Genomic DNA, 25,694 nt, shown 5'->3' with positions numbered 1-25,694 from the left:
CACTCAGCTATATTTTTTAATAATGGTAACAATATGAAATACAAGAAGTTTGCGATGGGGCTGCTCCTGCTGGCCGGTAGCCAGCTGGCTCAGGCGGAGCAGATTGGTTCCGTGGATACGGTCTTCAAATGGTTAGGGCCGGATCACAAAATCGTCGTCGAAGCCTTTGACGATCCGGATGTACAGAACGTGACCTGCTATATCAGCCGGGCGAAAACCGGTGGCATCAAAGGCGGGCTGGGGCTGGCGGAAGATACCTCTGACGCGGCGATTTCCTGCCAGCAGGTCGGGCCGATTGAGCTAACGGACAAAATCAAAAACGGTAAAAGCCAGGGCGACGTGGTGTTCCAGAAGCGCACCTCGCTGGTGTTTAAAAAGCTACAGGTCGTTCGCTTCTATGATGCGAAACGCAATGCGCTGGTCTACCTGACCTATTCGGATAAAGTAGTTGATGGTTCGCCGAAGAACGCCATCAGCGCCGTGCCGATTATGCCCTGGAATAAATAAACGGGAGCGCGCATGCAGCAGCCATGGATTTGGTTAGTTGAGGATGAACAGAGTATCGCCGATACCCTGGTTTATATGCTCCAGCAGGAGGGCTTCCAGGTCACCGTCTTTGGCCGCGGTTTGCCCGCGCTGGAGGCGGCGGCGCATCAGGCGCCAGATGTCGCCATCCTCGACGTCGGCTTGCCGGATATCAGCGGCTTCGAGCTCTGTCGGCGTCTGCTGACGCGTTATCCGGCGCTGCCGGTGCTGTTTTTGACGGCGCGTAGCGACGAGGTCGATAAGCTGCTGGGGCTGGAAATCGGCGCTGACGATTATATCGCCAAGCCGTTTTCACCACGCGAAGTCTGCGCGCGGGTGCGAACCGTGCTGCGGCGGCTGCAGAAGTTTGCCGCGCCATCGCCGGTGGTACGCGTCGGCGAGTTTGTGCTCGATGAGCAGGCGGCGGCGATCAGCTGGTTCGGCCAGCCGCTGAATCTGACGCGCTACGAATTTCTGCTGCTGAAAACCCTGCTTCACGCGCCCGGTCGCGTCTTCTCCCGTCAGCAGCTGATGGAGCTGGTGTGGAGCGATGCCTGGGAAAGCCTCGACCGTACCGTCGATACCCATATCAAAACCCTGCGCGCTAAGCTGCGGGCTGTGAATCCTGAAAAGGCGCCAATCAATACCCATCGCGGTATGGGCTACAGCCTGGGGCGCGGCTGATGCGCATCGGCATGCGCCTGCTGCTGGGCTATTTTCTTATCGTCGCGATCGCCGCGTGGTTTGTGCTGTCGATCTTTGTCCAGGAAGTGAAGCCGGGCGTGCGCCGGGCGACAGAGGGGACCCTCAATGATACCGCTACCCTGTTGGCGGCGCTGGCGCGTGAGGATCTGCTGGCGGCAAACCCGCAGCAGGGCAGGCTGGCGCAGGCCTTTCACCAGCTCAACCAGCAGCCGCTCAACGCCAATATTGGCGGAATTAAAAAGGTACGTAATGAGTACCGCGTCTATCTGACCGATGCCCGGGGCAAGGTGGTGTTTGACTCCAGCGGGCAGGCGACAGGGCAGGACTATTCGCGCTGGAACGATGTCTGGCTCACCCTGCGCGGCCAGTACGGCGCGCGCAGTACGCGCAGCGATCCGCATGATGAAGCCAGCTCGGTGATGTATATCGCCGCGCCGGTGATGGATAAGGGGCGGATTATCGGCGTGCTGAGCGTCGGTAAACCCAACCTGGCGATGACGCCGGTCATTAAGCGCAGCGAGCGGCGGATCCTCTGGGCCGGCGGCGCCCTGCTGGGCATTGCGCTGTTGATTGGCGGCGGCGTCGTCTGGTGGATCAATTTCTCTATCGGCAAGCTGGTGCGCTATGCGGACTCGGTGACCGCTGAGCGCCCGCTGCCGCTGCCGGAGGTTGGCAGCAGCGAATTGCGCAAGCTGGCCCAGGCTCTGGAGAGCATGCGGGTAAAGCTCGAAGGTAAGAATGCCATCGAAAACTATGTCTATGACCTGACCCATGAACTGAAAAGCCCGCTGGCGGCCATCCGCGGCGCGGCGGAGATCCTGCGCGAAGGGCCGCCGCCTGAGGTGGCGGCGCGGTTTACTGATAATATCCTCGCGCAAAACACCCGGATGCAACTGCTGGTGGAGCGGCTGCTCCAGCAGGCGCGACTGGAAAGCCGGCTGGAGATAAAGCAGCAGCCGGTGTCGATAGATGCGCTATACCAACGGCTGACGGAGGAGCGCAACATCGCTCTGGCGGCGAAAGCTATCACCCTGCGCTGGCGGGAGAGTGGGATGCTGGTCAATGGCGATGGCGAGCTGCTGGCCCAGGCGCTGGGTAATCTGCTCGACAACGCGATTGACTTTACCCCCCAGGGCGGTGAGATCGCCCTGGCTGCGGAGAAGCGAAATGAAGAGGTGCAATTGAGCGTTATCGACAACGGGTGCGGTATTCCGGACTATGCCCTGGAACGAATCTTTGAGCGATTCTATTCGCTGCCGCGCGAAGACGGCCATAAGAGCAGCGGCCTTGGGCTGGCGTTCGTTCGTGAAGTCGCGCGCCTGCATCACGGCGATATCAATCTGCACAATCGGCCCGAAGGCGGCGTGGTCGCCACGCTGCGACTTCACCGTCCCTTCACATAGCTTCAAATTCTCCCCACACAGCCGTCCTATTGTGAGGCCATCACGATAGGGAGAAAGGCTATGTTGAAATCACCGTTATTCTGGAAAATCACCACGTTAATAGGCTGTATTGTGCTGCTATCTTTGCCGTTAATGATGGTCAGGGAGCTTATTAATGAGCGAGCGGATTATCGTAGCGAAGTGGTGGACGCCATTGAGCAAAGCACCAGCGGCTCGCAAAAACTCGCCGGACCGCTGATCGCTATTCCGATAACCGAGACCCTGACCCGCATGGAGAACCAAAAAGAGGTCAACTATCAGCGGAGCTGGGTGTATTACTGGCTGCCGGAGTCGCTGGCGGTCGCCGGCAAACAGACCGTGGAGTCGAGGAGGGTGGGCATCTACAGCGGCCAGGTCTGGCATAACACCTTGCAGATTAAGGCCTCGTTTGATCCGCTGCGTCTGGCGGCGCTGAGAAAAACGAATATCGTCTTAGGCCAGCCGCGGCTGGTGGTGAGCGTCGGCGATGCCCGCGGCATTGGCGCCATCCATGCCCCGGAGGTCAACGGTAACGTATTAAGCGTGGAGCCGGGGCTGGGGATAAGCGGCGATGGCGCAGGTATTCATATGCCAATGCCTGCGCTGGCGGAGGACAACAAGCCGCTTGAGATTGCCTTTTCACTCGATCTGAACGGGACGGGAGAGTTTTCACTGGTGCCGCTCGGGCGTAACAGCGAGCTGCAGCTGACCAGTAACTGGCCGCATCCCGGTTTTCTCGGCAGCTTCCTGCCAACGCAACGGGAAGTGAGTGCTGCCGGCTATCGCGCCCACTGGCAAAGCAGCTGGTTCGCCAACGATATGGGGAGCTATTTCAAGGATGATATGGAGATCCCGTGGTCGCGACTGCCGGCGTTCAGTGCCGATGTGATGTCCCTTGCCGACCAGTACCAGCTAACCGATCGGGCGACAAAATATGCCATCCTGTTAATCGGGCTGACCTTTATGGCTTTTTTCGTGTTCGAGAGCCTGACCCGTCGTCCCCTGCATCCGATGCAATATCTGCTGGTGGGCTTATCGCTGGTGCTGTTTTACCTGGTGCTGCTGGCGCTCTCAGAGCACGTTGGTTTTACCGCCGCCTGGCTGGCTGCCAGCCTGTCTGGCGCGGTGATGAATGGGATCTACCTTCAGGCGGTGCTCAGAGGATGGCGTAACAGCCTGCTGTTTGTCGCCGCGCTACTGCTGCTGGATGGCGTGATGTGGTTTCTGTTGCATTCTGAGGATAGCGCGCTGCTGCTGGGTACCGGGGTGCTGGCGCTGGCGCTGAGCGTCCTGATGTTTTTGACCCGTCGCGTGGACTGGTATGCGTTATCGCTGCCGAAAGGCACAGTGCCTCCGACACCGGCTGCCGATGACGATAAGCTGCGTCTCTGGAAAGAGTGACGGTATAAAAAACGGCGCCCCAGGGGCGCCGTTTTCGCATCATGGCTGCGGAATAAATCGTATTATTCCTGCAGATCGCCACAGAAACGGTAGCCTTCACCGTGAATGGTAGCGATGATTTCCGGGGTATCCGGAGTGGATTCGAAGTGTTTACGAATCCGACGAATGGTCACGTCAACGGTACGGTCATGCGGCTTCAGCTCGCGACCGGTCATTTTCTTCAGCAGCTCGGCACGAGACTGAATTTTGCCCGGGTTTTCGCAGAAGTGCAGCATCGCGCGGAATTCACTGCGCGGCAGCTTGTACTGTTCGCCGTTCGGGCTAACCAGGGAACGGCTGTTGATATCGAGTTCCCAGCCGTTGAACTTGTAGCTTTCCACGCTGCGACGCTCTTCGCTCACGGTACCGAGGTTCATGGTACGGGAGAGCAGGTTGCGCGCGCGAATAGTCAGTTCACGCGGGTTAAACGGTTTAGTGATATAGTCGTCAGCGCCGATTTCGAGGCCAAGGATCTTATCCACTTCGTTGTCGCGGCCGGTTAAGAACATCAGCGCGACGTCAGCCTGCTCGCGCAGCTCGCGCGCCAGCAGAAGACCATTTTTACCCGGCAGGTTGATATCCATGATCACCAGGTTGATATCATTTTCAGACAGGATCTGATGCATTTCCGCGCCATCGGTCGCTTCGAATACATCGTAACCTTCTGCTTCGAAAATACTTTTTAACGTGTTGCGTGTTACCAACTCGTCTTCAACGATAAGAATGTGCGGGGTCTGCATGTTTGCTACCTAAATTGCCAACTAAATCGAAACAGGAAGTACCAAAGTCCCTGACCTGCCTGCTGCATGTCGCAAATTAACATGCGCGGCGTAACATGACTAAAGTACGTAATTGCGTTCTTGATGCACTTTCCATCAACGTCAACAACATCATTAGCTTGGTCGTGGGTACTTTCCCTCTGGACCCGACGGTGTCAAAAACGGCTGACATCCTAACCATTTTAACAGCAACATAACAGGCTAAGAGAGGCCGAACACCCAATAAAACTACGCTTCGTTGACATATATCAAGTTCAATTGTAGCACGTTAACAGTCTTGTGAAATCATTGCATCGCCATGCTCTTTATAGTCACAATCTTTACCCGGCTCAACTAGTTGCGTGGATAAATTAATAAATACAGTGAATCCAAAGCCTGAAACGATGCAGCAGATGAAATTGCATTGCCCATCATATGGATAAATGGGTTTTGTTAACATACTCCTTGTCACGGCCTCCTGAGAACAGTTTAGATTTTTTTATGGGTAAGAAAACGCAATTTTAGTGATTTTTGTTGCAAATTTGTAAATTTTCACCGCGTAAAATGGGGGGCGCTGCGCCTCGATAACGCCTGAGAGAGAGAAAGAAACCGCAATGCGTTTAACGATTATTTTAGTCGGCCCTGCCCGGGCCGAGAACGTCGGCGCTGCCGCCAGGGCGATGAAAACCATGGGATTTCGCGAACTACGGATCGTCGATAGCGAAGCCCACCTGGCGCCGCCGGCACGCTGGGTGGCGCATGGCTCAGGCGACATCCTCGATGGTATCACCACCTATCCCACCCTTGCCGAGGCGCTGCATGACGTTGATTTTACCGTCGCCACCACCGCCCGCAGCCGCGCGCGTTTTCACTATTACGCCACGCCGCAGCAGCTGTTGCCGCTGCTGGAGGAGAAGGCGCAGTGGATGAACCATACTGCCCTGGTATTTGGTCGTGAGGACGCCGGATTGACCAATGAAGAGCTGGCGCTGGCTGATGTGTTGACCGGTGTGCCGATGGCTGCGGATTATCCGTCGCTGAATCTCGGCCAGTCGGTGATGGTCTACTGTTATCAATTAGCATCGCTAATGCAACAAACGGCGCCCGCCGCCGCTGCGGCAGACCATCATCAGCTGCAGGCCTTACGTACTCGTACCCTGGCGTTACTTTCGCGTTTGGGCGTGGAGGATGATGCCAAACTGGCCGACTGGTTGTCGCAACGGCTGGGCCTGCTGCAGCAGCGCGACACGGCAATGTTGCATCGTTTGCTGCATGATATTGAAAAAAACCTTCCAGAATAAAACTCTGTCATATTTTTTATTTATGGATGTGTATGCTGTTCTATGGGCTGGTTTTCCGCCGATCTGGATGTTTTTTCTCACGGCAGCGGGAAAATACGTAAGCCTGCTGAAATGGGACAAATTGAGAAATTCATTGACTTAAGACGGCAGATACTTTAACCAATATAGGCAGGACATACAGACAGATAAAAATACAGAGTACACAACATCCATGAATCGCATCGGCATGATTACCACCATTATCACCACCACCATTACCACAGGTAACGGTGCGGGCTGACGCGTACAGGAAACACAGAAAAAAGCCCGCACCTGAACAGTGCGGGCTTTTTTTTTGACAAGAGATCAAGGGGTAAGAACCATGCGAGTGTTGAAGTTCGGCGGTACATCAGTGGCAAATGCGGAACGGTTTCTGCGGGTTGCCGATATTCTGGAGAGTAATGCCAGGCAGGGGCAGGTAGCGACGGTCCTGTCTGCCCCGGCGAAGATCACTAACCACCTGGTAGCGATGATTGAAAAGACCATTGGCGGCCAGGATGCCCTCCCCAATATTGCCGACGCCGAACGCATTTTTGCCGAACTTCTTCAGGGCCTTGCCGACGCCCAGCCCGCTTTCCCGCTTGCCCAGTTAAAAGCCTTCGTGGAGCAGGAATTTGCTCAGATTAAGCATGTTCTGCACGGCATCAGCCTGCTGGGTCAGTGCCCGGACAGCGTCAATGCCGCGCTGATCTGCCGCGGCGAAAAGCTCTCCATCGCCATCATGGCGGGTCTGCTGGAAGCCCGTGGACATAAAGTCAGTGTCATTAACCCGGTCGAAAAACTGCTCGCCGTGGGTCACTATCTGGAATCCACCGTCGATATCGCCGAATCCACCCGCCGCATTGCCGCCAGCCAGATCCCGGCAGACCATATGATCCTGATGGCCGGGTTTACCGCCGGCAATGAGAAAGGCGAGCTGGTGGTGCTGGGGCGTAACGGCTCCGACTACTCGGCTGCGGTACTGGCCGCCTGCCTGCGCGCTGACTGCTGCGAAATCTGGACCGATGTCGACGGAGTGTACACCTGCGATCCGCGTCAGGTGCCAGATGCGCGCCTGCTGAAATCGATGTCTTATCAGGAGGCGATGGAGCTCTCCTACTTTGGCGCGAAAGTGCTGCACCCGCGCACTATCGCCCCTATCGCCCAGTTCCAAATCCCATGCCTGATTAAAAATACCGGCAACCCACAGGCGCCGGGAACGCTTATCGGCGCCAGCCGCGACGAAGACGATTTGCCGGTGAAAGGCATCTCTAACCTCAACAACATGGCGATGTTCAACGTCTCCGGGCCGGGGATGAAAGGGATGGTCGGCATGGCGGCCCGCGTCTTCGCCACCATGTCCCGCGCCGGCATCTCGGTGGTGTTGATCACTCAATCTTCTTCGGAGTACAGCATCAGTTTCTGCGTGCCGCAGAGCGACTGCGCACGTGCCAAACGGGCGATGGAAGATGAGTTTTATCTGGAGCTGAAAGAGGGGCTGCTGGAGCCGCTGGCGATTATGGAGCGTCTGGCGATCATCTCCGTGGTGGGCGACGGAATGCGTACCCTGCGCGGTATCTCGGCGAAATTCTTTGCGGCACTGGCCCGCGCCAATATCAATATCGTGGCGATTGCCCAGGGCTCTTCCGAGCGCTCAATTTCGGTAGTGGTCAGCAATGACGACGCCACCACCGGCGTGCGCGTAACCCATCAGATGCTGTTCAACACCGACCAGGTGATTGAAGTGTTTGTCATCGGCGTCGGCGGCGTCGGCGGCGCGCTGCTAGAGCAGATCAAGCGCCAGCAGGGGTGGCTGAAGAACAAACATATCGATCTGCGCGTCTGCGGTGTAGCCAATTCTCAGGCGCTGCTGACCAGCGTGCATGGCCTGAATCTGGAAAACTGGAGTGCGGAACTGGCGGAGGCGAAAGAGCCGTTTAATCTTGGCCGCCTGATCCGCCTGGTGAAAGAGTACCACCTGCTCAATCCGGTGATCGTCGACTGTACCTCCAGCCAGGCGGTCGCCGATCAGTATGCCGACTTCCTGCGCGAAGGTTTCCATGTGGTGACGCCGAACAAAAAGGCCAATACCTCTTCGCTGGATTACTATCACCAGCTGCGCCATGCGGCCAGCAGCTCGCGGCGTAAGTTCCTCTATGACACTAACGTTGGCGCGGGCCTGCCGGTGATTGAGAACCTGCAGAACCTGCTCAACGCCGGCGATGAGCTGCGCCATTTCTCCGGGATCCTGTCCGGCTCCCTGTCGTTTATCTTCGGCAAGCTGGACGAGGGGGTGAGTTTCTCCGCGGCGACGGCGATGGCCCGTGAGATGGGGTATACCGAGCCGGATCCGCGCGACGATTTATCCGGGGTGGATGTGGCGCGTAAACTGCTGATTCTGGCCCGTGAGACCGGGCGTGAACTGGAGTTGGCGGACATTATCGTCGAGTCGGCGCTGCCGCCGGACTTCGACGCCAGCGGCGATGTCGAGACCTTTATGGCCCGCCTGCCGTCGCTGGACGATGGTTTTGCCTCGCGGGTTGCTAAGGCGCGCGATGAAGGTAAAGTCTTGCGCTACGTCGGTAACATCGAAGAGGATGGTACCTGCCGGGTAAAAATAGCCGCGGTTGACGGCAACGATCCGCTGTTCAAAGTTAAGAATGGTGAGAACGCGCTGGCTTTTTATAGCCATTATTATCAGCCATTGCCGCTGGTGCTGCGCGGCTATGGCGCCGGGAACGACGTCACGGCGGCCGGCGTATTCGCCGACCTGCTGCGCACCCTGTCCTGGAAGTTAGGAGTTTAAGATGGTCAAAGTATATGCCCCGGCTTCCAGTGCCAATATGAGCGTCGGGTTTGATGTGTTGGGCGCGGCGGTCACGCCGGTCGATGGCACGCTGCTTGGCGACAACGTCACTGTCGAAGCGGCGGAGCAATTTAGCCTGCAGAATCTTGGACGCTTCGCCAGCAAACTGCCGACGGCGCCGCAGGAGAACATTGTTTACCAGTGCTGGGAAAGCTTTTGCCGGGAGATCGGCAAGACGGTGCCGGTGGCGATGACGCTGGAAAAAAACATGCCGATTGGCTCAGGGCTGGGTTCCAGCGCCTGCTCGGTGGTCGCTGCGCTGGTGGCCATGAACGAGTTCTGCGGCAAGCCGCTGAACGAGACGCGCATGCTGGCGCTGATGGGAGAGATGGAAGGGCGTATCTCCGGCAGCATTCACTACGACAACGTGGCGCCGTGCTATCTTGGCGGCATGCAGTTGATGATCGAAGAGAATGGGATTATCAGTCAGCAGGTGCCCGGGTTTGATGAGTGGCTGTGGGTGCTGGCCTATCCGGGGATTAAAGTCTCTACTGCTGAAGCGCGGGCGATTCTGCCGGCGCAGTATCGCCGCCAGGATTGTATCGCCCATGGTCGCCACCTCGCGGGCTTTATTCACGCCTGCTACACCCGCCAGCCGCAGCTGGCGGCAAAATTGATGAAAGATGTGATTGCCGAACCGTACCGAACCAAACTGCTGCCGGGCTTTAGCGAAGCGCGTCAGGCGGCCATGGAAATGGGCGCCCAGGCTTGCGGCATCTCCGGCTCTGGCCCAACGCTGTTCGCGTTGTGTGATAAACCGGATACCGCACAGCGCGTCGCCGACTGGCTTGGCGCGCACTATCTGCAGAATCAGGAAGGCTTTGTTCATATTTGCCGGCTGGACACGGCGGGCGCACGCGTAGTGGGATAACCAATGAAACTGTATAACTTAAAAGATCATAACGAGCAGGTCAGCTTTGCGCAGGCCGTCACCCAGGGACTTGGCAAGCATCAGGGCCTGTTCTTTCCGCACGATCTGCCGGAATTCAGCCTGACTGAAATCGACGACATGCTGGCGCAGGACTTTGTCACCCGTAGCGCCAAAATTTTATCCGCCTTTATCGGCGATGAGATCCCGCAGGATGTCCTGCAGCAGCGGGTGCGCGCGGCGTTTGCGTTTCCGGCGCCGGTAAGCAAGGTTCAGGAAGATGTCGGCTGTCTGGAGCTGTTCCATGGCCCTACGCTGGCGTTCAAGGATTTCGGCGGCCGCTTTATGGCGCAGATGCTGACCCACATCGCAGGCGATAAGCCGGTCACCATCCTCACCGCGACCTCTGGCGACACCGGGGCGGCGGTAGCGCATGCTTTCTACGGCCTGCCGAACGTCAAGGTAGTGATCCTCTATCCGCGCGGCAAGATCAGTCCGCTGCAGGAGAAGCTGTTCTGTACCCTCGGCGGCAATATTGAAACCGTGGCGATTGATGGCGACTTTGATGCCTGCCAGGCGCTGGTGAAGCAGGCGTTTGACGATGAAGAGCTGAAGGCGACGCTGGGTCTCAACTCGGCTAACTCCATCAACATCAGCCGCCTGCTGGCGCAGATCTGTTACTACTTCGAAGCGGCGGCGCAGCTGCCGCAGGAAGCCCGCAATCAGCTGGTGATTTCCGTGCCGAGCGGCAACTTCGGCGATCTGACCGCCGGTCTGCTGGCCAAGTCGCTGGGGCTGCCGATCAAGCGCTTTATCGCCGCCACCAACGCCAACGACACCGTTCCGCGCTATCTGCAGGGCGGCGAGTGGGCGCCAAAAGCCACCCAGGCGACGCTGTCCAACGCCATGGACGTCAGCCAGCCGAACAACTGGCCGCGCGTTGAAGAGCTGTTCCGCCGTAAAATCTGGCGCCTCAGCGAGCTGGGCTATGCCGCGGTCGATGATGAGACCACCAAAGCAGCGATGCGCGAGCTGAAGGCCATCGGCTACATCTCTGAACCGCATGCGGCGATTGCCTGGCGCGCGCTGCGCGATCAGCTGCAGCCGGGAGAGTACGGCCTGTTCCTCGGCACCGCCCATCCGGCGAAGTTCAAAGAGAGCGTGGAGGAGATCCTGCAGGAGACTCTGCCGCTGCCGAAGGAGCTGGCCGACCGCGCCGACCTGCCGCTGCTGTCTCACAACCTGCCGGCGGATTTCGCCGCGCTGCGTAAGCTGATGATGGGCTAAGCCAGGCAATAATATCGGCAACATGATCGACCAAACCGGGCAGCTATTGCCCGGTTTTTATATTTAACGCACTTTTCCATATCAGTAAAATTTCTCTCCATAAAATTCCCCACACTATTTTATTGTCAGCGCACTGCTTTTATTGCAAACTCTTTTACGGATTGTCATCTTTGCCGGATAATTCCACTGGATTATCTTTTTTATTTATTATTTCATGCTGCTTATATTTATGCTGCTGATTTTATTATGAAGCAGCTATAGATATCATTTGATATAGATGCATTGTTAATGCACAAGGTTTTCAAGGAGGAAATATGCGTATTTTATCTCTTTTTTTGGTGGTGTTCGCTTTAACAGGCTGCTCCGGGACAACGATTGGCGGTAATGAAGATAAATTAACGCCAGCCTATCTGAAACAACATCTCATTGTCGGAAAAACCACCAAGGCCGAGGTTCGTCAGTATTTTGGTGCCCCGGATTCTGGTCATACGACGGTGACGGCGTCGGGTAAAGAGAGCTGGTATTATTCAGTAGATAAAGGGATCAACCTGGTCAGCCTCGCGGGTTCCATGATCCCGGTAACCGGGGCATCGCAAGCTGCCGATGCGGTCGATAAGTCCAGCCAAAAAGATTCGAACTCGCTGATGATTTTCTTCGATGAAAAAGGCGTGGTGGAAAACTGGGTGCGTTAAAATAAGTAATAATCTGCTTAATTATATTGAAAAGGGGAATAACTCCCCTTTTTTATTACCGTAACGTGTTACTGCTCGTGGCGTTTAAACACCAGTTCGCCTTTCTCTGAGGCATCCGCATCAAAGAAATAGCCTTCGCTATTAAAGGCTTTGAGCTGCTCCGGCTGGGTTAAGCGGTTTTCAATAATGTAGCGACTCATCAGGCCGCGGGCTTTCTTCGCATAAAAACTGATCACTTTGAATTTGCCGTTCTTCTCATCGAGGAATACCGGCTTGATCAGCTGACCCTGCAATTTTGGCGTTTTCACCGATTTAAAATATTCATCGGAAGCCAGGTTGATGACGATATCGTCGCCCTGGTCGCGCAGCGCCTGATTCAGCTTCTCGGTAATGGTATCCCCCCAGAACTGGTACAGATCTTTGCCGCGCGGATTTTCCAGACGGATCCCCATCTCCAGGCGGTAGGGCTGCATCAGGTCTAACGGGCGCAGCACGCCATACAGCCCGGAGAGCATGCGCAGGTGTTGCTGGGCGAAGTCAAAGTCGTCCTCGGTGAGTGTCTCTGCCTGGAGGCCAGTGTAGACATCGCCTTTAAAGGCGAGGATCGCCTGGCGGGCATTTTGCGGCGTAAAGTCAGGGTGCCAGTCGTGGAAGCGGGTGGCGTTTAGATCCGCTAGCTTGTCGCTAATGCTCATCAGCTTGCCGATTTGCGGCGCGGTCAGCTTACGGGCGATGCCGATAAGCTGCTGAGAATACTCGAGGAGTTCGGGCTGGGTATAGCGAGTCGTTGCCAGCGGGCTTTGATAATCGAGCGTTTTAGCAGGTGAAATCAGAATCAGCATATCCAGTCCTTGCAGGTAATTTCGACGAATTTTAACAAAAAAAGTGCATGGTGGGATCGATAGCTGCAATTGCCGCGCTATTCGCGCGGCAATTCATTCCAGGCGCCCGGGGCCAGCTGTTGGTCAATATCCGGGTAACGAGTGGCATCGAAAGTCGGCTGGATACCCAGCCGCCGCTGACGCAGATAATCGCTGGCGATAATCCGCACCGTCGGGGAGAGCAACAGAATGGCCGTCAGGTTGGTCATCGCCATCAGCGCCATGATGATATCCGCGCTCTGCCAGACGACAGGCAGGCTAACCATGGTCCCCAACAGCACCATCAGGACGGTGAGTATTCGCAGCCCCCAGATATAGCGTGGCTTATCCAGGCGCAGGAAGACCAGATTATTTTCCGCGTACACGTAGTTGGCTACGATAGAGCTAAAGGCGAACAGCAGCACGATGAGGGCGATAAAACCCGCTCCCCAGCCGCCGACCAGCACGCTCATCGCGTGTTGCAAGTCCTGAATACCGTTGAGCGTATATTCATTGTCGGGCCGCGGCGCCAGCATGACGATAATCGCGCTGGCGGTACAGATCACGATAGTATCGATAAACACGCCAATCATCTGCACGATCCCCTGCGCCGCCGGGTGCGGCGGCCAGGAGGCGGCGGCCGCGGCGGCGTTAGGCGAAGAGCCCATCCCTGCTTCATTGGAGAACATGCCGCGCTGGAAGCCGCTGGTCAGCGCCTGGCTGATGGTGTAGCCCACCGCGCCGGCGGCGGCCTCCTGCCAGCCGAAGGCGCAGCGAAAGATGGTGGCGAAAATCGTCGGCAGGGCGGTGATGTGCCACAGGCCGATGAGCAGGCTGGTGGCGATCCACAACAGCGCCATAAAGGGAACGATCCATTGCATCAGACGCGCCACGCCGCGTAAACCACGGAGGATCGCCAGCAAAACGACAACGGCCAGCACGCCGCCGCTGACCGCCGCCGGCAGATCGAACGCATAGCGCAAGGCATGGGCCACGGAGTTAGCCTGCACGGTATTGAAGATAAAACCATAGGCCAGCAGGAGGAGGATCGAAAACAGGACGCCCATCCAACGCATGCCGAGCCCGCGCGCCATGTACCAGGCCGGGCCGCCGCGAAACTGTCCGCGGCTATCGCGTTCTTTATACAGCTGAGCAAGGGAACATTCAGCAAAGCTGCTGGCCATGCCGAGCAGGGCGGAAACCCACATCCAGAATACGGCGCCGGGCCCACCGGCGGCGATCGCCAGCGTCACCCCGGCAAGATTGCCGCTGCCGACCCGGGCGGCAAGGCTGGTACAGAGCGCCTGAAAGGACGTTAAACCACCCGGCTGCGGGTGCAGGCTTTTTTTTAGACTGCGGCCGAATTTGCGCACATAACGAAACTGAATACCCCGGGTTTGCCAGCTAAACCAGATACCGGCGCCCAGTAGCAGATAAATCATTACTGAGCCCCAGAGTATTTCATTGATAAATGAGAGAAAATCAGGCATTAAACATCCTCTTGTCCATGCCGGTACGCCAGTGTAAGCGTTACCAATTAAGTGACAATCCTTTCGCTTTCAGCAAATTAATCTGCATAGTTTATCACACTCTGCGCTCTTCTCTCGTCGGCGGTTGCGCTGACCCGGCAGCGTGTTATCATCTGGGCAGACCGGTTACATCCCCTTAACTGCTGTTTAAGAGAAATATATCATGACGGATAAATTAACTTCTCTGCGTCAGTACACCACTGTCGTCGCTGACACCGGAGATATTGCGGCAATGAAGCTGTATCAGCCTCAGGATGCCACCACTAACCCTTCCCTGATTCTCGGCGCGGCTCAGATCCCTGAGTACCGTAAGCTGATTGACGACGCTGTCGCCTGGGCTCGTAGCCAGAGCAGCGATCGCGCGCAGCAGATCCTCGATGCTTCCGATAAGCTGGCGGTGAACATCGGTCTCGAAATTCTGAAACTGATCCCGGGCCGTATCTCCACCGAAGTGGACGCACGTCTCTCCTATGACACCGAAGCGTCTATCGCGAAAGCCAAGCGCATCATCAAGCTGTACAACGACGCGGGCATCAGCAACGATCGCATTCTGATCAAACTGGCCTCCACCTGGCAGGGCATTCGCGCCGCTGAACAGCTGGAAAAAGAAGGCATTAACTGTAACCTGACGCTGCTGTTCTCCTTCGCTCAGGCTCGCGCTTGCGCCGAAGCGGGCGTCTTCCTGATTTCGCCGTTCGTTGGCCGTATCCTCGACTGGTACAAAGCCAACACCGACAAGAAAGAGTACGCACCGGCAGAAGATCCGGGCGTGGTTTCCGTCAGCGAAATCTACGAGTATTACAAGCAGCACGGCTATGAAACCGTCGTGATGGGCGCAAGCTTCCGTAACGTTGGCGAAATTCTGGAACTGGCTGGCTGTGACCGCCTGACCATCGCCCCGGCGCTGCTGAAAGAGCTGTCCGAAAGCGAAGGCGCCGTTGAGCGTAAGCTGGTATATACCGGTGAAGTGAAAGCGCGTCCGGAGCGTATTACCGAATCTGAGTTCCTGTGGCAGCATAACCAGGATCCGATGGCGGTAGACAAACTGGCGGAAGGTATCCGTAAGTTTGCGATCGACCAGGAAAAACTGGAAAAAATGATCGACGAACTGCTGTAATCGCGCAGGTGGCCGACGCCCGTCGGCCACATTACACTGTCTGTCCCGCCTCCGGCAGTGTATCATTTCGTTTAACGCCACAGTTTGAACGGAATAACCATGAATACCTTACGAATCGGCTTAGTTTCCATTTCCGATCGCGCCTCCAGCGGCGTCTATCAGGACAAAGGCATCCCGGCACTGGAAGAGTGGCTGGCACGTGCCCTGACCACCCCTTTCGAGCTGCAAACCCGTCTGATTCCGGATGAGCAGGCCATCATTGAGCAAACGCTGTGCGAACTGGTTGACGAAATGGGGTGCCATCTGGTGCTGACCACCGGCGGAACCGGCCCTGCGCGTCGCGATGTGACGCCCGACGCAACGCTGGCGATCGCCGATCGCGAGATGCCGGGCTTCGGCGAGCAAATGCGCCAGGTTAGCCTACACTTTGTGCCGACGGCTATCCTTTCCCGGCAGGTCGGTGTGATCCGCAAGCAGGCGCTGATCCTCAACCTTCCCGGGCAACCGAAAGCAATTCAGGAGACTCTGGAAGGGGTGAAAGATGCTGACGGCAACGTGCTGGTGCACGGTATTTTCGCAAGTGTACCTTATTGTGTACAGTTGCTTGAAGGGCCTTATGTGGAAACCGATGGCCGTGTAGTAGAAGCTTTTCGTCCCAAGAGCGCCAGACGCGAAACTTTATCCTGAATTTGATGCATTTTTGATATAACCTGCATCGCTAATGGTGTGCCGTTTTATTTACGATATAGTGATTTTTACTTTACACACTATAAAACACGCTGCACACCTCAGGATGAAATTGCGTTATGTCATATGCAAACCGACCGCTCAACCGCCAGGATTATAAAACGCTGACGCTGGCCGCCCTGGGCGGCGCGCTGGAGTTTTATGACTTTATCATTTTCGTTTTCTTCGCCGCCGTCGTCGGCGAGCTCTTCTTCCCTGCGGATATTCCCGAATGGCTGCGCCAGGTGCAAACTTTTGGCATTTTCGCCGCCGGTTACCTGGCGCGTCCGCTGGGGGGCATCATCATGGCCCACTTTGGCGATCTGGTGGGGCGCAAGAAAATGTTCACCCTCAGCATCCTGCTGATGGCGCTGCCAACCCTGGCGATCGGTCTGCTACCGACCTATAGCTCGGTAGGTATCATCGCCCCGCTGCTATTGCTGCTGATGCGTATTCTGCAGGGAGCGGCGATCGGCGGTGAAGTTCCAGGCGCCTGGGTGTTTGTCGCTGAGCATGTCCCGGAAAAACGCATTGGTATCGCCTGCGGCACGCTGACGGCCGGCCTGACGGTTGGCATTCTGCTGGGGTCGGTGGTGGCCACGCTTATCAATACCAGTCTTACGCCGCAGGGGATCCACGACGGCGGCTGGCGGATCCCCTTCCTGCTGGGCGGCGTATTTGGTCTGATAGCGATGTATCTGCGCCGCTGGCTGCAGGAGACGCCGATTTTTCTTGAGATGCAGCAGCGCAAAGCGCTGGCGCAGGAGCTGCCGGTAAAAGCGGTGGCGCTCAAGCACCAGAAGGCGGTGGTGATCTCTATGCTGCTGACCTGGCTGCTGTCGGCTGGCGTGGTGGTGGTGATCCTGATGTCGCCGGTCTGGCTGCAGAAGCACTATGGTTTTGCGCCGGCCATTACCCTGCAGGCCAACAGCATCGCCACCATTATGTTGTGCATCGGCTGTCTGCTCGCCGGGCTGGCAGCGGACCGCTTCGGCGCCAGCCGCACTTTTATCGTCGGCAGCCTGCTGCTGGCGGTTGCCAGCTGGGCATTTTACCATCTTGCCGGCGCCAGCCCGCAGCGGCTGTTTCTGCTCTACGGTACGGTGGGGCTTTGCGTCGGCGTGGTGGGGGCGGTGCCCTATGTGATGGTGCGGGCCTTCCCGGCGGAAGTACGCTTCACCGGCATCTCTTTCTCCTACAACCTGTCGTACGCGATCTTTGGCGGCCTGACGCCGATTGCGGTCACCATGCTGATGGGGGTGTCGCCGATGGCGCCGGCCTGGTATGTGCTGGCCCTGTCGCTGATGGGGCTAGGATTAGGTATCTGGCTGCGTCAGGAGCTGACGGCGCCGACGGGGATGCTGGAAGGGGAGCTGCAGCGTTAACGATGACTAGCTGATGCTGATAATGACCTGCCGCCGCCCTGTGACCGGACGGCGGCGGAAGATTAGCGCGGTTCGCCGATCGGCAGCACGGTGCGGCCGAACTGTTCGTTCAGCACTTCACCCATCGCCAGGTAAATAGCGCTGGCGCCACAAATCAGGCCGACCCAGCCGGCTACCTTCACAATGCCTTCGTTATCGACCAAATGGCCAATCGCCAGCAGCGCGAACAATACGGTCAGGCTCAGGAAGACAAACTGCAGCATGCGGGCTGCCTTCAGGGTGCCAAAGAACATAAACAGAGTAAAGACGCCCCACAGGCCGAGGTACATACCGAGGAAGTGCGCGTTTGGCGCGTCTGCCAGGCCCATTTTCGGCATCAGAAGAATCGCCACCAGCGTCAGCCAGAAGCTGCCGTAGGAGGTAAAAGCGGTTAAGCCAAAAGTGTTGCCTTTTTTGTATTCCAGCAGGCCGGCAAAAATTTGCGCAATGCCGCCGTAAAAAATGCCCATCGCCAGGATAGCTACATCGAATGCGAACAGGCCGCTATTCGCCAGGTTAAGCAGAATAGTGGTCATGCCGAAGCCCATAAGGCCCAGCGGTGCCGGATTAGCCAACTTAGTGTTGCCCATAATTCCTCAAAATTATCATTAAAAGGGAAGCATTACCCCGCGACTTGGCGGCGGGGCGCGGCATAATAATGAGGCGCTGATGGGCTGTCTATGATCTGGCGGGGTATTTTTCACCAATTTCCGCGGTGTCTGACGGCGGCTGGAGCATTTGCCGTAAACAGGCAATATGCAGGACCGCGGGGATGGTGACCCGGTATGCGCTGCCGCTCACCGCTTTTACGCTGTTCAGCGCGGCGCCGAGCGGTCCGCCCAGCCCGGCGCCGCGCACCAGGCCATGACCGATGACGCTCACCGCGGCATGCGTGCGCAGGATGGCGGTTAAGCGTTCGTCCAGCAACAAAGTGACGCCTTCGCTTAGCTTGCGATGCCTCAGCAGATGAGCCATCAGGCTGTCCAGCTCATGGCTCCGGCACTCCACCGCGGCGAGAAACTGCGCTTTTTGCTCCGCGTTCAGTTTATTCCAGCTGTGCTGCAGAAAATGCGCCAGCAACTGCTGCTCGATCTGCGGCGTCGACAGCTGTTTGTCGACCTTCGCTTTCAGTCGTTTACATACATCCAGCAGGATCGCGCGATAAAATTTGCCATGGCGGCGCAGCGTGTTGGCGATGCTATCGCCACCAAAATGCTGTAGCTCACCGGCGATTAGCTGCCAGTTGCGGCGATAACGCTCCGGGTGCCCCTCCATCGCTAAAAATGTCTCGTTGCGCAGGAGCGTGCTGGAGAGACGGGGTTTGCCATTTTCCCCGTGGGTCAGAATGCGGGTAAAGGCTTCCAGATGCGCCTCGCTGCACTCAGGCAGAAAGGCGAGATCGTCATCCTCCAGGTAATTAATATGCATAACGTTTTCTCTCGGGCAGGGGCGACGTTAGTCATCGCCGATAATTTTCAGTGATGCCATATCTGAGGAGTGCACCGTGTGGCCGGAGAAGGCGATTTTCTTCACGCAACGTTTGTTGTCGTTATCGCTATTGATGTTGATCCAGCCGGTGGTGCTGCCCTCTTTGATCCCGGCGGGGACGTTCAGCGTGTGGCTGGCGCCGCGGCTGGCCTTAAAGTAGACCGTCGCCCCGGAGAGTTGTACATCGCCGCGGTCGGCGCTGAGCTGAATGCGTTTGACCACCCGGCAGACGGGAAGCGTCAGCGTCAGGTCGTTGGTTTCATTGCGCGGCATAGCTATCACGCCGAGAATTTTATGGTCGTTAGCGGCCGCCGAGGTGATAAATGACACGCCGAGGATAAGCCCTACGGAAAGCCGGTATAGCGATTTCATTAATTTGTCCCCTGAATAAGCGAAGTGCGATGGCGGGGGAGTTTATCACTGCGAAAACGGGGCTTTTAGCGCGCAAGTATTGCGGGTTATGTCAATGATATTATGAATGTATTTCCTATTTTAATCCGTTTTTTGTATGTATATTTCGCCGTCGTTTTTGCCATCCAACAACCTTGTTCGGCAAGTCATCCGTAACCCTGTGCGAATCCGAGGCAAAAAATTTTTATGCTTGCCCCTTGATGCCGGAGTGGGCGACCCCATCTTGTAGTCAACCGCAGTGAAGAACCTGAAAAAAAATGATGTCTGGGCAGTTGAAACCGCACGTTTCGCCCTTATTACAGGTTCACAACCACATGTTGATCGAATTTTTAGTGGAGACGTTTAGATGGGTAAAATTATTGGTATCGACCTGGGTACTACCAACTCTTGTGTAGCGATTATGGATGGCACTACTGCACGCGTGCTGGAGAACGCCGAAGGCGATCGCACCACGCCTTCTATCATTGCCTATACCCAGGATGGTGAAACTCTGGTTGGTCAGCCGGCTAAACGTCAGGCAGTGACAAACCCGCAAAACACCCTGTTTGCGATTAAACGCCTGATTGGCCGCCGCTTCCAGGACGAAGAAGTTCAGCGTGACGTTTCTATCATGCCATACAAAATTGTTGCCGCAGACAATGGCGACGCATGGCTGGATGTGAAAGGCACCAAAACTGCACCGCCGCAGATCTCTGCTGAAGTGCTGAAGAAAATGAAGAAAACGGCTGAAGATTACCTGGGTGAACCGGTAACTGAAGCGGTTATCACCGTACCGGCTTACTTCAACGATGCGCAGCGTCAGGCAACCAAAGATGCCGGCCGTATCGCCGGTCTGGAAGTCAAACGTATCATCAACGAACCAACCGCGGCCGCGCTGGCTTACGGTCTGGATAAAGAAGTGGGCAACCGTACTATCGCGGTTTACGACCTCGGTGGTGGTACTTTCGATATCTCGATTATCGAAATCGACGAAGTTGATGGCGAAAAAACCTTTGAAGTTCTGGCGACCAACGGTGATACCCACCTGGGCGGCGAAGACTTCGATACTCGTCTGATCAACTACCTCGTTGATGAGTTCAAGAAAGATCAGGGCATTGACCTGCGCAACGACCCGCTGGCCATGCAGCGCCTGAAAGAAGCCGCTGAGAAAGCGAAGATTGAACTGTCTTCTGCTCAGCAGACCGACGTTAACCTGCCGTACATCACTGCAGATGCGACCGGTCCGAAACACATGAACATCAAAGTGACTCGCGCGAAACTGGAAAGCCTGGTAGAAGACCTGGTTAACCGTTCCATCGAGCCGCTGAAAGTCGCTCTGCAGGATGCCGGTCTGTCCGTTTCCGATATCAACGACGTGATCCTCGTTGGTGGTCAGACTCGTATGCCGATGGTGCAGAAGAAAGTGGCCGAGTTCTTTGGTAAAGAACCGCGTAAAGACGTTAACCCGGATGAAGCCGTGGCGATCGGTGCTGCCGTTCAGGGCGGTGTACTGACTGGCGATGTGAAAGACGTTCTGCTGCTCGACGTAACCCCGCTGTCGCTGGGTATCGAAACCATGGGCGGCGTGATGACTGCGCTTATCAGCAAAAACACCACCATCCCGACCAAGCACAGCCAGGTGTTCTCTACCGCTGAAGACAACCAGTCTGCGGTAACCATCCATGTGCTGCAGGGTGAGCGTAAACGCGCGTCTGATAACAAATCTCTGGGTCAGTTCAACCTGGATGGTATTAACCCGGCGCCGCGCGGCATGCCGCAGATCGAAGTGACCTTCGACATCGATGCTGACGGTATCCTGCACGTCTCCGCGAAAGACAAAAACAGCGGTAAAGAGCAGAAGATCACCATCAAAGCGTCTTCCGGTCTGAATGAAGAAGAAATTCAGAAAATGGTTCGCGAAGCAGAAGCTAACGCCGAATCTGACCGTAAGTTCGAAGAGCTGGTACAGACCCGCAACCAGGGCGACCATCTGCTGCACAGCACTCGTAAGCAGGTTGAAGAAGCAGGCGATAAACTGCCGGCTGACGACAAAACTGCCATTGAGTCTGCGCTGACCGCGCTGGAATCTTCTCTGAAAGGCGAAGACAAAGCGGATATCGAAGCGAAAATGCAGGCGCTGGCGCAGGCTTCTCAGAAGCTGATGGAAATTGCTCAGCAGCAGCACGCTCAGCAGCAGGCGGGTTCCGCTGACGCTCAGGCGAGCAACGCGAAAGACGACGATGTTGTCGACGCTGAGTTCGAAGAAGTGAAAGATAAAAAATAATCGCCCTTTGAACGGGTAAAACACTGGCACGGGCGAAGAGGTTTCCTCTCCGCCCGTGCACGCATGTTAAGGGGCTGAAAAACACCGATGGCAAAGCAAGATTACTACGAGATTTTAGGCGTTTCCAAAACAGCGGAAGAGCGTGAAATCAAAAAGGCTTATAAGCGCCTGGCCATGAAATATCACCCGGACCGCAACCAGGGTGATAAAGAGGCTGAAGCCAAATTTAAAGAAATCAAAGAAGCGTATGAAATCCTGACTGATGCCCAGAAGCGTGCGGCCTACGATCAGTACGGCCACGCGGCCTTCGAACAGGGCGGCATGGGCGGCGGCGGCGGTTTTGGCGGCGGTGCCGACTTCAGCGATATCTTTGGCGATGTTTTCGGCGATATCTTTGGCGGCGGGCGTGGTCGTCAGCGCGCGGCACGCGGCGCCGATCTCCGTTACAACATGGAGCTGACGCTGGAAGAAGCGGTGCGCGGCGTCACTAAAGAGATCCGTATTCCGACGCTGGAAGAGTGCGACGTCTGCCACGGCAGCGGCGCCAAGGCCGGCAGCAAACCGCAGACCTGTCCGACCTGTCATGGCGCGGGCCAGGTGCAGATGCGCCAGGGCTTTTTTGCTGTACAGCAGACCTGTCCGCACTGCCAGGGACGCGGTACGCTAATTAAAGATCCGTGCAATAAATGTCATGGCCATGGCCGCGTAGAAAAAACCAAAACCCTGTCGGTTAAAATTCCGGCGGGCGTGGATACCGGTGACCGGATCCGTCTGGCGGGCGAAGGCGAGGCCGGCGAACATGGCGCGCCGGCAGGCGATCTGTACGTTCAGGTTCAGGTGAAGCAGCACGCTATCTTTGAGCGTGAAGGCAATAACCTGTACTGCGAAGTTCCGATCAACTTCACCATGGCGGCGCTGGGCGGTGAGATCGAGGTCCCAACGCTCGACGGCCGCGTGAACCTGAAAATTCCAGGTGAAACCCAGACCGGCAAGCTGTTCCGCATGCGTGGAAAAGGCGTGAAATCCGTTCGCGGCGGCGCGCAGGGCGATCTGCTGTGCCGCGTAGTGGTGGAGACGCCGGTGGGGCTGAATGAGAAGCAGAAGCAGCTGCTGAAAGAGCTGCAGGAGAGCTTCGGCGGTCCGACCGGGGAAAACAACAGCCCGCGTTCGAAAAGCTTCTTTGACGGCGTGAAGAAGTTCTTCGACGACCTGACCCGCTAATTCCGCCTTTGTTGATATCCGGCCCGGGCCTTTGCTGCCCGGGCTTTTTTTCGCCTTAGAACCCCCCTTTAACTCGTAAAAAGCGAATATTAGCGCAACTTAAATCTGATTTTTTCGAGTTATCAGTGTGTGTATTATGCTTTTATCGAGTTATTCACCAACAGGATGAAAGTAAAAGTGAAACATCTGCAACGATTCTTTAGTAGCGATGCTTCCGGCGGCATTGTCTTAATTATCGCCGCCGCGCTGGCGATGGTGATGGCCAATACCAGCGTGACCAGCGGTCTGTATCACTCCTTCCTTGAGACGCCAGTACAGCTGCGTGTGGGCGCGCTGGAGATCAACAAGAACATGCTGTTATGGATCAATGATGCCCTGATGGCGGTGTTCTTTTTGCTGATTGGCCTGGAGGTCAAGCGTGAGCTGATTCAGGGGTCGCTGGCGAGCCGCCGTCAGGCGGTCTTCCCGGTGATAGCCGCGCTGGGCGGCATGATCGTCCCGGCCCTGGTCTACCTGGCCTTTAACGCCCAGGATCCTGTCGCCAGAGAAGGGTGGGCGATCCCGGCGGCGACGGATATTGCCTTTGCCCTCGGCGTGCTGGCGCTGTTAGGTAGCCGGGTCCCGACGGCGCTGAAGATTTTCCTGATGGCGCTGGCGATTATTGATGACCTCGGGGCTATCGTGATTATCGCGCTGTTTTATACCCACGACCTGTCCATGCTCTCGCTGGGCGTGGCGGCGGCGGCGATCGCGGTGCTGGTGGCCCTGAATCTGAGCGGCGTGCGGCGTACCGGGATCTATATTCTGGTTGGCGCGGTGCTGTGGACGGCGGTGCTGAAGTCTGGCGTTCACGCGACCCTTGCCGGGGTGATTGTCGGCTTTATGATCCCGCTCGAGGAAAAGCATGGCAAGTCGCCGGCCAAAGCGCTTGAGCATGTCCTGCACCCGTGGGTGGCGTTTATGATCCTGCCGCTGTTTGCCTTCGCGAACGCGGGGGTGTCACTGCAGGGGGTCACCCTTGCCGGGCTGACGTCGCTCCTGCCGCTGGGCATTATGGCTGGCCTGTTTATCGGTAAGCCGCTGGGGATTAGCCTGTTCTGCTGGCTGGCCCTGAAGCTGAAGTGGGCTTCGCTGCCGGAGGGAACCACCTGCAAGCAAATTATGGCGGTGGGGATCCTGTGCGGGATTGGCTTTACGATGTCGATTTTCATCGCCACCCTGGCCTTTGGCAGCGTGGAACCCGCGTTGATCAACTGGGCCAAGCTTGGCATTCTGATCGGCTCAGTGCTATCAGCGGTCGTCGGCTACCTCATACTGCGTCAGCGCGTGACGGATACTCGCCTCGCGGTATAACCTTTCTGCAGGAGAGCCCGTCAGGCTCTCCTGGACATTATCAGGGAGAGAAGCATGTCACATATTAACTACAATCATCTGTACTACTTCTGGCACGTGTATAAAGAAGGGTCCGTCGTGGGCGCGGCGGAGGCGCTGTTTCTGACGCCGCAGACCATTACCGGGCAGATCAAAGCCCTGGAGGAGCGCCTGCAGGGGAAATTATTTAAGCGAAAGGGAAGGGGGCTTGAGCCGAGCGAGCTGGGGGAGCTGGTTTTTCGCTATGCCGACCGGATGTTTACCCTCAGCCAGGAGATGCTCGACATCGTCAACTATCGCAAAGAGTCGAACCTGCTGTTTGACGTCGGCGTGGCCGATGCGCTCTCGAAACGGCTGGTCAGCGGCGTGCTGGATGCCGCCGTCGTAGAGAGCGAGCAGATTCATCTGCGCTGTTTTGAATCCACTCATGAGCTGCTGCTGGAGCAGCTGAGCCAGCATAAGCTCGACATGATTATCTCTGACTGCCCGATCGACTCGACGCAGCAGGAAGGGCTATTTTCGGTGAAGATTGGCGAGTGCAGCGTCAGCTTCTGGTGCATGAATCCGGCGCCGACGAAGCCGTTCCCGGCCTGCCTCGAAGAGCGGCGGCTGCTGATCCCCGGCCGGCGATCGATGCTGGGACGTAAGCTGCTGAACTGGATTAACGTGCAGGGCCTGAAGGTGGAGATCCTCGGCGAGTTTGACGACGCGGCGCTCATGAAAGCCTTCGGCGCCGCACATAATGCGATATTTGTCGCGCCGACGCTCTACGCGCATGATTTCTACCATGATGAATCGATTGTCGAAATTGGCCGTATGGATAGCATGATGGAGGAGTATCACGCTATTTTCGCTGAACGAATGATTCAGCACCCGGCGGTACAGCGTATCTGTAATCGCGATTATTCGTCGCTGTTCACCGAACCCCGATAGCCGGAAGGCGTGGGCTGGCGTGGCTCAGATCGCGCCAGCGTGCGCTACCGGGGGAAGATGATAGGCATAAAAAAACCCGCTTTCGCGGGTTTCTTTAACAAAGTTCAGCAAGCAGGCGATTAAGCCAGTTTGTTGATCTGTGCAGTCAGGTTTGCTTTATGACGCGCAGCTTTGTTTTTGTGGATCAGACCTTTAGCAGCCTGACGGTCCACGATCGGTTGCATTTCGTTAAATGCTTTCTGTGCAGCAGCTTTGTCGCCAGCTTCGATAGCTGCGTATACTTTCTTGATGAAAGTACGCATCATAGAGCGACGGCTTGCGTTGTGCTTGCGAGCCTTTTCAGACTGAACGGCGCGCTTCTTAGCTGATTTGATATTAGCCAAGGTCCAACTCCCAAATGTGTTCTATATGGACAATTCAAAGGCCGAGGAATATGCCCGTTTAGCCTTCTTTTGTCAATGGATTTGTGC

At 56.5% G+C, this 25,694-nt stretch carries 25 protein-coding genes and 1 other annotated feature; of the genes, 18 read left to right on the top strand and 7 right to left on the bottom strand.

Annotated elements, in window-relative coordinates:
- Positions 1–33: 33 nt before the first annotated feature.
- The 4 genes from creA to creD are packed head-to-tail and all read left to right on the top strand — an operon-like array spanning position 34 to position 4,052.
- Entirely contained in the window at positions 34–507 is a 474-nt protein-coding gene (creA, locus tag ACR809_RS21620; protein WP_002887814.1) for a protein CreA, read from the top strand.
- A 12-nt stretch (positions 508–519) separates the two neighbouring features.
- Entirely contained in the window at positions 520–1,209 is a 690-nt protein-coding gene (gene creB / locus ACR809_RS21615) for a two-component system response regulator CreB (RefSeq protein ID WP_023287101.1), read from the top strand.
- Complete coding sequence (gene creC / locus ACR809_RS21610; protein WP_004146022.1) at positions 1,209–2,633, top strand: two-component system sensor histidine kinase CreC; 1,425 nt, start codon at positions 1,209–1,211, stop codon at positions 2,631–2,633. The genes creB and creC overlap by 1 nt, the downstream gene beginning before the upstream one ends.
- 60 nt (positions 2,634–2,693) lie before the next feature.
- Positions 2,694–4,052 (top strand): cell envelope integrity protein CreD, encoded by a 1,359-nt coding sequence (creD, locus tag ACR809_RS21605; RefSeq protein ID WP_023287103.1) that lies wholly within the window; start codon positions 2,694–2,696, stop codon positions 4,050–4,052.
- A 62-nt stretch (positions 4,053–4,114) separates the two neighbouring features.
- On the opposite strand, the gene arcA is transcribed toward creD, so the two are convergent.
- Entirely contained in the window at positions 4,115–4,831 is a 717-nt protein-coding gene (gene arcA, locus ACR809_RS21600) for a two-component system response regulator ArcA (RefSeq protein WP_002887843.1), read from the bottom strand.
- Positions 4,832–4,926: 95 nt separating this feature from the next.
- On the opposite strand from arcA, the gene yjjY reads away from it, so the two are divergent.
- The 7 genes from yjjY to ACR809_RS21565 all read left to right on the top strand — a co-directional run bounded on the left by yjjY (position 4,927) and on the right by ACR809_RS21565 (position 11,881).
- Positions 4,927–5,067 carry a protein YjjY gene (yjjY, locus tag ACR809_RS21595; protein ID WP_004146984.1) on the top strand — a complete coding sequence of 47 codons (141 nt, stop codon included), beginning with the start codon at positions 4,927–4,929 and terminating at the stop codon, positions 5,065–5,067.
- A gap of 396 nt (positions 5,068–5,463) precedes the next feature.
- Positions 5,464–6,150 carry a tRNA/rRNA methyltransferase gene (locus ACR809_RS21590; RefSeq protein ID WP_002887846.1) on the top strand — a complete coding sequence of 229 codons (687 nt, stop codon included), beginning with the start codon at positions 5,464–5,466 and terminating at the stop codon, positions 6,148–6,150.
- Positions 6,151–6,361: 211 nt separating this feature from the next.
- On the top strand, positions 6,362–6,430 hold the full coding sequence (gene thrL / locus ACR809_RS21585; RefSeq protein ID WP_004222578.1) for a thr operon leader peptide: 69 nt from the start codon (positions 6,362–6,364) through the stop codon (positions 6,428–6,430).
- Positions 6,369–6,486: a sequence feature (Thr leader region), on the top strand. It overlaps the preceding gene by 62 nt.
- Positions 6,487–6,511: 25 nt before the next feature.
- Positions 6,512–8,974: a bifunctional aspartate kinase/homoserine dehydrogenase I gene (gene thrA / locus ACR809_RS21580; protein ID WP_002887848.1), complete on the top strand. Its 2,463-nt coding sequence runs from the start codon at positions 6,512–6,514 to the stop codon at positions 8,972–8,974.
- Between the two features lies 1 nt (position 8,975).
- Positions 8,976–9,905: a homoserine kinase gene (gene thrB, locus ACR809_RS21575; RefSeq protein WP_002887853.1), complete on the top strand. Its 930-nt coding sequence runs from the start codon at positions 8,976–8,978 to the stop codon at positions 9,903–9,905.
- Between the two features lie 3 nt (positions 9,906–9,908).
- Positions 9,909–11,189, top strand: coding sequence for a threonine synthase (thrC, locus tag ACR809_RS21570; protein ID WP_002887863.1), 1,281 nt, complete (start codon positions 9,909–9,911; stop codon positions 11,187–11,189).
- Positions 11,190–11,503: 314 nt separating this feature from the next.
- Positions 11,504–11,881 carry a hypothetical protein gene (locus ACR809_RS21565; protein WP_002887866.1) on the top strand — a complete coding sequence of 126 codons (378 nt, stop codon included), beginning with the start codon at positions 11,504–11,506 and terminating at the stop codon, positions 11,879–11,881.
- A gap of 68 nt (positions 11,882–11,949) precedes the next feature.
- Here the strand turns inward: ACR809_RS21565 and yaaA are convergent, their stop codons facing one another.
- Positions 11,950–12,723, bottom strand: a complete 774-nt coding sequence (yaaA, locus tag ACR809_RS21560) for a peroxide stress protein YaaA (protein ID WP_004178561.1) — start codon at positions 12,721–12,723, stop codon at positions 11,950–11,952.
- Positions 12,724–12,800: 77 nt separating this feature from the next.
- On the bottom strand, positions 12,801–14,231 hold the full coding sequence (locus tag ACR809_RS21555) for an alanine/glycine:cation symporter family protein (protein ID WP_002887871.1): 1,431 nt from the start codon (positions 14,229–14,231) through the stop codon (positions 12,801–12,803).
- Between the two features lie 202 nt (positions 14,232–14,433).
- Between ACR809_RS21555 and tal the strand changes: the two genes are divergently transcribed.
- The 3 genes from tal to ACR809_RS21540 all read left to right on the top strand — a co-directional run bounded on the left by tal (position 14,434) and on the right by ACR809_RS21540 (position 17,498).
- On the top strand, positions 14,434–15,387 hold the full coding sequence (tal, locus tag ACR809_RS21550) for a transaldolase (protein ID WP_002887897.1): 954 nt from the start codon (positions 14,434–14,436) through the stop codon (positions 15,385–15,387).
- Positions 15,388–15,486: 99 nt separating this feature from the next.
- Entirely contained in the window at positions 15,487–16,074 is a 588-nt protein-coding gene (gene mog / locus ACR809_RS21545; RefSeq protein ID WP_002887898.1) for a molybdopterin adenylyltransferase, read from the top strand.
- A gap of 119 nt (positions 16,075–16,193) precedes the next feature.
- The gene (locus tag ACR809_RS21540; RefSeq protein ID WP_021441173.1) at positions 16,194–17,498 is read left to right on the top strand and encodes an MFS transporter; all 1,305 of its coding nucleotides are present in this window, start codon (positions 16,194–16,196) and stop codon (positions 17,496–17,498) included.
- Positions 17,499–17,560: 62 nt separating this feature from the next.
- Here ACR809_RS21540 and satP read toward each other — a convergent pair whose 3' ends face one another.
- From satP to ACR809_RS21525, 3 genes are all read right to left on the bottom strand, one after another.
- Complete coding sequence (satP, locus tag ACR809_RS21535; protein ID WP_004177461.1) at positions 17,561–18,127, bottom strand: acetate uptake transporter; 567 nt, start codon at positions 18,125–18,127, stop codon at positions 17,561–17,563.
- Positions 18,128–18,215: 88 nt separating this feature from the next.
- Entirely contained in the window at positions 18,216–18,965 is a 750-nt protein-coding gene (msyB, locus tag ACR809_RS21530; protein WP_004146011.1) for an acidic protein MsyB, read from the bottom strand.
- Between the two features lie 27 nt (positions 18,966–18,992).
- Complete coding sequence (locus tag ACR809_RS21525; RefSeq protein ID WP_002887909.1) at positions 18,993–19,397, bottom strand: DUF2541 family protein; 405 nt, start codon at positions 19,395–19,397, stop codon at positions 18,993–18,995.
- Positions 19,398–19,782: 385 nt separating this feature from the next.
- On the opposite strand from ACR809_RS21525, the gene dnaK reads away from it, so the two are divergent.
- The 4 genes from dnaK to nhaR all read left to right on the top strand — a co-directional run bounded on the left by dnaK (position 19,783) and on the right by nhaR (position 25,224).
- Positions 19,783–21,699: a molecular chaperone DnaK gene (gene dnaK, locus ACR809_RS21520; RefSeq protein ID WP_004146997.1), complete on the top strand. Its 1,917-nt coding sequence runs from the start codon at positions 19,783–19,785 to the stop codon at positions 21,697–21,699.
- Positions 21,700–21,786: 87 nt separating this feature from the next.
- Positions 21,787–22,920 (top strand): molecular chaperone DnaJ, encoded by a 1,134-nt coding sequence (dnaJ, locus tag ACR809_RS21515; protein ID WP_002887955.1) that lies wholly within the window; start codon positions 21,787–21,789, stop codon positions 22,918–22,920.
- Positions 22,921–23,097: 177 nt separating this feature from the next.
- Positions 23,098–24,273 carry a Na+/H+ antiporter NhaA gene (nhaA, locus tag ACR809_RS21510; RefSeq protein ID WP_032433829.1) on the top strand — a complete coding sequence of 392 codons (1,176 nt, stop codon included), beginning with the start codon at positions 23,098–23,100 and terminating at the stop codon, positions 24,271–24,273.
- Between the two features lie 54 nt (positions 24,274–24,327).
- A complete protein-coding gene (nhaR, locus tag ACR809_RS21505) occupies positions 24,328–25,224 on the top strand; it encodes a transcriptional activator NhaR (protein ID WP_122051560.1) in 897 nt (298 codons plus the stop codon).
- Positions 25,225–25,343: 119 nt separating this feature from the next.
- Here the strand turns inward: nhaR and rpsT are convergent, their stop codons facing one another.
- On the bottom strand, positions 25,344–25,607 hold the full coding sequence (gene rpsT, locus ACR809_RS21500) for a 30S ribosomal protein S20 (protein WP_002887965.1): 264 nt from the start codon (positions 25,605–25,607) through the stop codon (positions 25,344–25,346).
- Positions 25,608–25,694: the final 87 nt, after the last annotated feature.

The organism is Klebsiella sp. CD33 (assembly GCF_051992865.1).
Taxonomy (GTDB): domain Bacteria; phylum Pseudomonadota; class Gammaproteobacteria; order Enterobacterales; family Enterobacteriaceae; genus Klebsiella; species Klebsiella pneumoniae.
Note: the sequence above shows the minus strand (reverse complement) of the source record. Positions and strands in the feature narration are given on the sequence as shown.

What these genes read in the sequence shown, in the direction of transcription:
- creA (WP_002887814.1), top strand. Translation starts at nt 34, where the DNA reads ATGAAATACAAGAAGTTTGCGATGGGGCTGCTCCTGCTGGCCGGTAGC.
- creB (WP_023287101.1), top strand. Translation starts at nt 520, where the DNA reads ATGCAGCAGCCATGGATTTGGTTAGTTGAGGATGAACAGAGTATCGCC.
- creC (WP_004146022.1), top strand. Translation starts at nt 1,209, where the DNA reads ATGCGCATCGGCATGCGCCTGCTGCTGGGCTATTTTCTTATCGTCGCG.
- creD (WP_023287103.1), top strand. Translation starts at nt 2,694, where the DNA reads ATGTTGAAATCACCGTTATTCTGGAAAATCACCACGTTAATAGGCTGT.
- arcA (WP_002887843.1), bottom strand. Translation starts at nt 4,831, where the DNA reads ATGCAGACCCCGCACATTCTTATCGTTGAAGACGAGTTGGTAACACGC.
- yjjY (WP_004146984.1), top strand. Translation starts at nt 4,927, where the DNA reads ATGACTAAAGTACGTAATTGCGTTCTTGATGCACTTTCCATCAACGTC.
- ACR809_RS21590 (WP_002887846.1), top strand. Translation starts at nt 5,464, where the DNA reads ATGCGTTTAACGATTATTTTAGTCGGCCCTGCCCGGGCCGAGAACGTC.
- thrA (WP_002887848.1), top strand. Translation starts at nt 6,512, where the DNA reads ATGCGAGTGTTGAAGTTCGGCGGTACATCAGTGGCAAATGCGGAACGG.
- thrB (WP_002887853.1), top strand. Translation starts at nt 8,976, where the DNA reads ATGGTCAAAGTATATGCCCCGGCTTCCAGTGCCAATATGAGCGTCGGG.
- thrC (WP_002887863.1), top strand. Translation starts at nt 9,909, where the DNA reads ATGAAACTGTATAACTTAAAAGATCATAACGAGCAGGTCAGCTTTGCG.
- ACR809_RS21565 (WP_002887866.1), top strand. Translation starts at nt 11,504, where the DNA reads ATGCGTATTTTATCTCTTTTTTTGGTGGTGTTCGCTTTAACAGGCTGC.
- yaaA (WP_004178561.1), bottom strand. Translation starts at nt 12,723, where the DNA reads ATGCTGATTCTGATTTCACCTGCTAAAACGCTCGATTATCAAAGCCCG.
- ACR809_RS21555 (WP_002887871.1), bottom strand. Translation starts at nt 14,231, where the DNA reads ATGCCTGATTTTCTCTCATTTATCAATGAAATACTCTGGGGCTCAGTA.
- tal (WP_002887897.1), top strand. Translation starts at nt 14,434, where the DNA reads ATGACGGATAAATTAACTTCTCTGCGTCAGTACACCACTGTCGTCGCT.
- mog (WP_002887898.1), top strand. Translation starts at nt 15,487, where the DNA reads ATGAATACCTTACGAATCGGCTTAGTTTCCATTTCCGATCGCGCCTCC.
- ACR809_RS21540 (WP_021441173.1), top strand. Translation starts at nt 16,194, where the DNA reads ATGTCATATGCAAACCGACCGCTCAACCGCCAGGATTATAAAACGCTG.
- satP (WP_004177461.1), bottom strand. Translation starts at nt 18,127, where the DNA reads ATGGGCAACACTAAGTTGGCTAATCCGGCACCGCTGGGCCTTATGGGC.
- msyB (WP_004146011.1), bottom strand. Translation starts at nt 18,965, where the DNA reads ATGCATATTAATTACCTGGAGGATGACGATCTCGCCTTTCTGCCTGAG.
- ACR809_RS21525 (WP_002887909.1), bottom strand. Translation starts at nt 19,397, where the DNA reads ATGAAATCGCTATACCGGCTTTCCGTAGGGCTTATCCTCGGCGTGTCA.
- dnaK (WP_004146997.1), top strand. Translation starts at nt 19,783, where the DNA reads ATGGGTAAAATTATTGGTATCGACCTGGGTACTACCAACTCTTGTGTA.
- dnaJ (WP_002887955.1), top strand. Translation starts at nt 21,787, where the DNA reads ATGGCAAAGCAAGATTACTACGAGATTTTAGGCGTTTCCAAAACAGCG.
- nhaR (WP_122051560.1), top strand. Translation starts at nt 24,328, where the DNA reads ATGTCACATATTAACTACAATCATCTGTACTACTTCTGGCACGTGTAT.